Origin of the sequence: Sulfurimonas sp. (genome assembly GCF_016744025.1) — a bacterium.
Taxonomy (GTDB): Bacteria; Campylobacterota; Campylobacteria; order Campylobacterales; family Sulfurimonadaceae; genus Sulfurimonas.
Genome location: NZ_JADGFC010000144.1, coordinates 1 through 5,663 on the forward strand (window position 1 = coordinate 1; position 5,663 = coordinate 5,663).

At 33.9% G+C, this 5,663-nt stretch carries 4 protein-coding genes and 2 pseudogenes; all 6 read right to left on the reverse strand.

Annotated elements, in window-relative coordinates; all coding sequences use genetic code 11:
* Window positions 1–494: pseudogene (locus QZZ48_RS13730) on the reverse strand (formate dehydrogenase subunit gamma); the annotation flags it as partial.
* A gap of 9 nt (window positions 495–503) precedes the next feature.
* Window positions 504–1,112: a formate dehydrogenase FDH3 subunit beta gene (gene fdh3B, locus QZZ48_RS13735; protein ID WP_294966810.1), complete on the reverse strand. Its 609-nt coding sequence runs from the start codon at window positions 1,110–1,112 to the stop codon at window positions 504–506.
* Between the two features lie 10 nt (window positions 1,113–1,122).
* Entirely contained in the window at window positions 1,123–3,957 is a 2,835-nt protein-coding gene (locus tag QZZ48_RS13740; RefSeq protein ID WP_294966811.1) for a formate dehydrogenase subunit alpha, read from the reverse strand.
* Between the two features lie 16 nt (window positions 3,958–3,973).
* The gene (locus QZZ48_RS13745) at window positions 3,974–4,177 is read right to left on the reverse strand and encodes a Tat pathway signal protein (protein WP_294966812.1); all 204 of its coding nucleotides are present in this window, start codon (window positions 4,175–4,177) and stop codon (window positions 3,974–3,976) included.
* A 99-nt stretch (window positions 4,178–4,276) separates the two neighbouring features.
* Complete coding sequence (locus QZZ48_RS13750; protein WP_294966814.1) at window positions 4,277–5,053, reverse strand: molecular chaperone TorD family protein; 777 nt, start codon at window positions 5,051–5,053, stop codon at window positions 4,277–4,279.
* A 408-nt stretch (window positions 5,054–5,461) separates the two neighbouring features.
* Window positions 5,462–5,663: pseudogene (locus QZZ48_RS13755) on the reverse strand (formate dehydrogenase subunit gamma); the annotation flags it as partial.

Genomic DNA, 5,663 nt, shown 5'->3' on the forward strand with positions numbered 1-5,663 from the left:
TCAAGATGTAAAAACATCCATCTAACCCACATGAAAAACATAGGTATTATACTTACTATAAATAGAAGCGTTGATATTGCATGAATTTCTTTACATACTCTTACAAATTCTCCACCACCAAAAGTAGTTGCAAACATCATAATCAAACCAGTTGGAATTAGTAAGATAAAAGCAACACCAGCAATAGAATGAATAATTCTGTTAAACAAAGTAAATACATAAATTTTCTTTCTATCGTGAGAGAAAATCATTGGACCAATTACCAGATAATGTATTACAAACACTGCTGGTACTCCAAATAAAACACCTAAAAATAGTGGTTTAAAATATGTACTTTGTAAAATAGTAAAATATTGTCCTAAATGTAATGAACCTTCTTTATCATAACCAAGGATATTATCAATTAGATTGTCACTCCATACAGCACTATCACTATACCCGAAGGCAAGTGAAGAAAGTGCTAATAGAGCAAATATTATATATTTACTTTTCATCATGATTTCCTATATCTTAGAACCATATGCTGTTGACCATCCATAAGGTTGTGTTTTAACGCCATGACCAACTGACAAGACTCTTTCTCTATAGATATCAGATATTTCTGCTGAATCACCAACTAGTAATGCTTTAGTAGAACACATAGCTGCACAAACAGGTACTTTACCTTCTGCGATTCTATTTTGTCCGTATAGTTCTCTCTCTTTATGAGAGTTAGTTTCTTCCGGTCCACCAGCACACATAGTACACTTATCCATTACGCCTTTGATTCCAAACGCACCGTCTGATGGGAACTGAGGAGCTCCAAAAGGACAAGCGTATAGACAATAAGCACAACCGATACATTTTTCTTTGTCGTGTAATACGATACCGTCTTCTCTGATATAAAAACAATCAGTTGGACAAACTTGCTCACAAGGAGCATCTGTACAATGCATACAAGCAATTGAAAGAGAATATTCTAAACCGATAATACCTTCATTCATAGTAATTACTTTTCTTCTGTTAATACCTGCTGGTAACTCATGCGCTTCCGCACAAGCTACTGAACAACCATCACATGAAATACATCTATGCTCATCACAATAAAATTTTAATCTTGCATTTTCACTCATAACCAGCTCCTTACGCGTATTCTATGCGGCATAATCCGCCTTTAGTTTCAGGGATCTGAGTAATAATGTCATAACCATAGTTAGTAACAGTATTAGCACTCTCGCCTACAGCGTAAGGTTTAGTTCCTTTAGGATACTTATGAGATAAATCCTCACCTTGAAAATGACCAGCAAAATGGAATGGTATAAAAATTCTATCTTCAGAAACAGAATGAGAATAATTCGCTTTTACTTTAATTTTCGTACCTTCAGGTGAATGAATCCACATCATAGAACCATCTCTAATTCCATGCTTACCTGCTAAATCAGGGTGAATACTACAGAACATTTCTGGACTTAAGGCAGCTAAATACTTAGAAGCTCTATTTTCCATACCTGCACCATTCATATTTACAAGTCTACCTGTAACTAGATTGATAGGGAAATCCTTAGACCAATCTTGCTCATTCTGCTTAGAAATATATTTAGTATCAACTCTATAATGGTTACTTTTATCCTGATAAGAAGGATATTTTTTAACCAAGTCTTGTCTCGGAGAGTGTAAAGGCTCTCTATGCATTGGAATTTGGTCAGGGAATGTCCATACTTTAGCTCTCGCTTTAGCATTTCCATAAGGAGCCATACCACGTTCCATACATTTTTCTGCAATAATGTTTGAAGTATCAACTTTCCAGTTTTTACCAATTCTCTTTTTCTCATCAGCAGTTAGCTTGATTCCAAGAACTTTTTCAATATTTTTAGCAGTAATCTCAGGATAACCATCTTTATTAGCAGAATCTTTAGGCGCTGAGCCTTTTCCTGATAATAAGTCTTGACCATCATGCTCTAAACCAAATCTATTTCTAAATCCCATACCACCATCTTTAACACTTCTGTTAATGTTGTATAGTAGTGGAGAACCACCATGAGTTTCTGTCCATACTGGCCAAGGTAAACCATAATATTCACCCTTCATCTCGCCGTATCCACGTCCAGAAATTTGATCGAACATATGCCAATTTTCAGTATGCTTTTTAAGTCTTTTTGCAGTCCAACCAGTTAAACCAATAGTTTTAATGATTCTTGCAATTTCATCACTAGCATCTTCCGGCCATGTAAAATCTTTTTTGTTCTCTTTAATCTTCATACCTGCAGTATACTCGTCATAAAAACCAAGTCTTTTTGCAAGCTCGAACATAATGTCGTGGTCAGTTTTTGACTCATACATTGGTTCAACAACTTTAGTTCTCCATTGAGCAGATCTATTAGTCGCTACAACAGTTCCTGAAGTTTCAAACTGAGTTGCAGCTGGAAGTATAAATACATCATCTTGCTTATCAGTTAAAATTGCTGCCTCATTAACAAAAGGATCACAAAGTACAATCATGTCTAAATTATCTAGACCTTCTTTTACTTTAGCTTGTTGAGCAATTGAAGTAATACCATTACCCATTACAAAAAGATTTTTAAGATTAGTTCCGGCGTTATGAATTTGATCATTTCCGTCTTTACCATCTAAAACACCAGCCCACCAACGAGAAAGTGTAAATCCTTTTTTGCCCATCCATTCTTCATTTTTAAATCTTTTCGTAGCTAACCAATTATAGTCAACACCCCAAGATTTTGCGAAGTATTTCCATGAACCACTACTTAATCCGTAGTAACCAGGTAATGTGTGTGATAAACAACACATGTCTGTAGCACCTTGAACATTATCGTGACCTCTAAGAATATTAGTTCCACCACCTTCAACACCCATGTTTCCAAGAGAAAGTTGTAAGATTGGAGCTAGTCTAGTATTCGAACTACCAACTGTATGTTGAGTTAAACCCATAGCCCAGATTAAAGTACCAGGATTAGACTGTGCATAAAGCTTTGTAATTTGAATAAGTTGATCAGCAGGTACACCTGTTACATCTTCAACTTTTTTAGGATTCCACTTTTTAGCTTCTTCCATAATATCTTCCATACCATAAACTCTGTCATTGATGAACTTATCATCTTGCCAGTTGTTTTTGAATATAAGATGCAGCATTCCATACATAAATGGTATGTCTGTACCTGGTCTTATTCTACAGTAATGGTCTGCTTTTGCAGCAGTTTTAGTAAAGACTGGATCAATTACAATTATTTTTGCATTGTTTCTTTCTTTAGCTTTTAAGAAATGTTGAAAACCAACTGGGTGATTAACCGCAGGATTCGCTCCAAAAATTATAATAGCTTTCGAATTTTGGATATCTCCAAGTGAATTGGTCATAGCGCCATAACCCCATGTATTCGCCACACCGGCGACTGTTGCACTATGTCAAATTCTAGCTTGGTGATCTATATTATTCGTTCCATACATTGCGGCAAATTTTCTAAAATAATATGCCTGTTCACTACTCATTTTTGCTGATCCAAGGAACATTGCTGAATCCGGTCCTGCTTTTTCATGAGAGTCTTTAAGTTTATTTGCGATTCTGTCTAATGCATCATCCCAAGATAATCTTTTCCATTGTCCAGCTTCTTTTACCATTGGATGCTTAAGTCTAACTTCAGACCTAACCATATCAATCATATCAGCACCTTTACAACAGTGACCACCTAAAGAAATAGGGTGATCTTGCGCAACTTCTTGTCTTACCCAAACGCCATTTTGTACTTCCGCGATAATACCACATCCAACCGAACATGCAGTACAGATAGTTTTAACTTTAGTTGAACCTGGAAAAGGGTTTTTAATTTCCTCTTCGGTTGCAGCTCTAGTTACACCATCATTAGCAAAAGCACTAGTAACACTTGCAGCAGTAGCGACAGCAGCCATTTTCATAAATGACCTTCTGCCGATCTGAGCTTTTAGTGTTTCATACGTGTCAACTAACATACTCTCTCCTTATTTACTATAAAGCTTGTTTATAAAACTCGTCCCAAGCTTGACTTTTTTTGTAAAGAATCTCTTTCTTAGTAGAGTTTCCTACAACAACTCCGTTTGAATCCGCTTCTATAGCGTCATCTTTATTAGCATCTAACGCCGTGGCACTGACAGCAGCAGCTCCAACAACTAATGCACTTCTTTTGAAGAAGTTTCTTCTACTTTCTTGCATCGTTGTCTCCTTTTGTTTGTGATTAGCCCCATAAAAAAATTATGAGACTTAAATAAACCAAACTTTTTTGGCTTATTTAAATCTCACGATAGAAGATGACTACATGTCATCTTCAACATCGTAAGATATATCAATTGGACAAGCAGCATCTTGGTTCTCTTTTGGACCTTGCTGTCTCAATAGTTTGTTCTTTGCTCTTCTTGCAATTTCAGCTTCAGATAACTCTTCACCTTTTGGTTTAGTTTGAGCTGTTTTCTCTGGAAGTATTGGTGTTTGAACATCTAAGTAGATTCTTTCAAATTCTATAAACGATTTTAGTAAAATAACTACATTTTTAAAGATATCTGCATTTTCATGTTCGTATAGTTCTTTAGAAAATCTATCAATAAAATCATTTAAAATTTGCTCAAATATACAGTGTGCAGTATTCTTATATTGCTCTTCACCATTAGCTATTAATTCACATAATTCGCTCATTACAGAAAAAATAAAACCTATATGGTCTTCATACTCAGTATAAGATTTTTCATTTCTTCTGATCTTTGTTTTAGCTAAGAAATTTTGCATCTCAACTCTTTTCTTTCCACTTTCTATATCTTCGTCATAGTATGAAGCAGTTGTTCTAAGAGTTTGAGTTTCAGGTGAGTGAAAGATTGCATCAAACTCTTTCATAAAGATAACATTAGAGTCAGATTTAACAACTTCTCTTATGTTTTGGAATGCTTGTGCAGAACTTTTGTCTAATGGGTTTTCTTTCAAAATGTCAATGAACTCAATTAATTCAAAGTATCTAGAATTGTCTGTTGTAAAAACAAAACATCTTGAAAACATTGCATAGTACAAAGCTCTTGCTTTATTCATTTTTTCTTCATTCATAAAATATCTCCTAGGTTATTACGTGAAAATTATATAACGGTCAATTATTCTTGACCATATTGTAAATTATAATACTTTAAAGCAACCTTACTACATTTCTTTAAAAGCTTGCCTTTAGGACTCATAGAGAGAATTAAATATAATTTTTTCTTAAAAAACTTAGTAAATAAATATTTACTAAAAGAATTTTAGTTAAAAAAATAAATTATTTTTCTTTCAGACTTCCCATGAGCAATACTATTAAAATATGCAAATTTAGCATATAAGAAAACATGGGTAAAAATATGCTTTAAAATTGGAGGGAGAATAAATTTTGAAAAAGCAAAATTGTAAATTTTGAAATTTAATAAAATTTGTGGAAGATTTGTAACCTTTTTATACTAAGAACCTCTCCAAAAGGAGAAATTCTTATAACTCGTTGTTTTCTTTTAACTTTTTATAATAAGAACTGTGAAGTATTTCAACTTCTTCTTCTTCTTCTTTATAACCATTTATTATACTGTGGATAGCACCTTTAATTGCAAAAACAGCCATGTAAATATGAACAAAGAAAAGAGCTAAAATACCCAATCCTATAATATTATGAACAATAGCACTTGCTCTTAAAAAG

What these genes read in the sequence shown, in the direction of transcription:
- QZZ48_RS13750 (WP_294966814.1), bottom strand. Translation starts at nt 5,053, where the DNA reads ATGAATGAAGAAAAAATGAATAAAGCAAGAGCTTTGTACTATGCAATG.
- fdh3B (WP_294966810.1), bottom strand. Translation starts at nt 1,112, where the DNA reads ATGAGTGAAAATGCAAGATTAAAATTTTATTGTGATGAGCATAGATGT.
- QZZ48_RS13745 (WP_294966812.1), bottom strand. Translation starts at nt 4,177, where the DNA reads ATGCAAGAAAGTAGAAGAAACTTCTTCAAAAGAAGTGCATTAGTTGTT.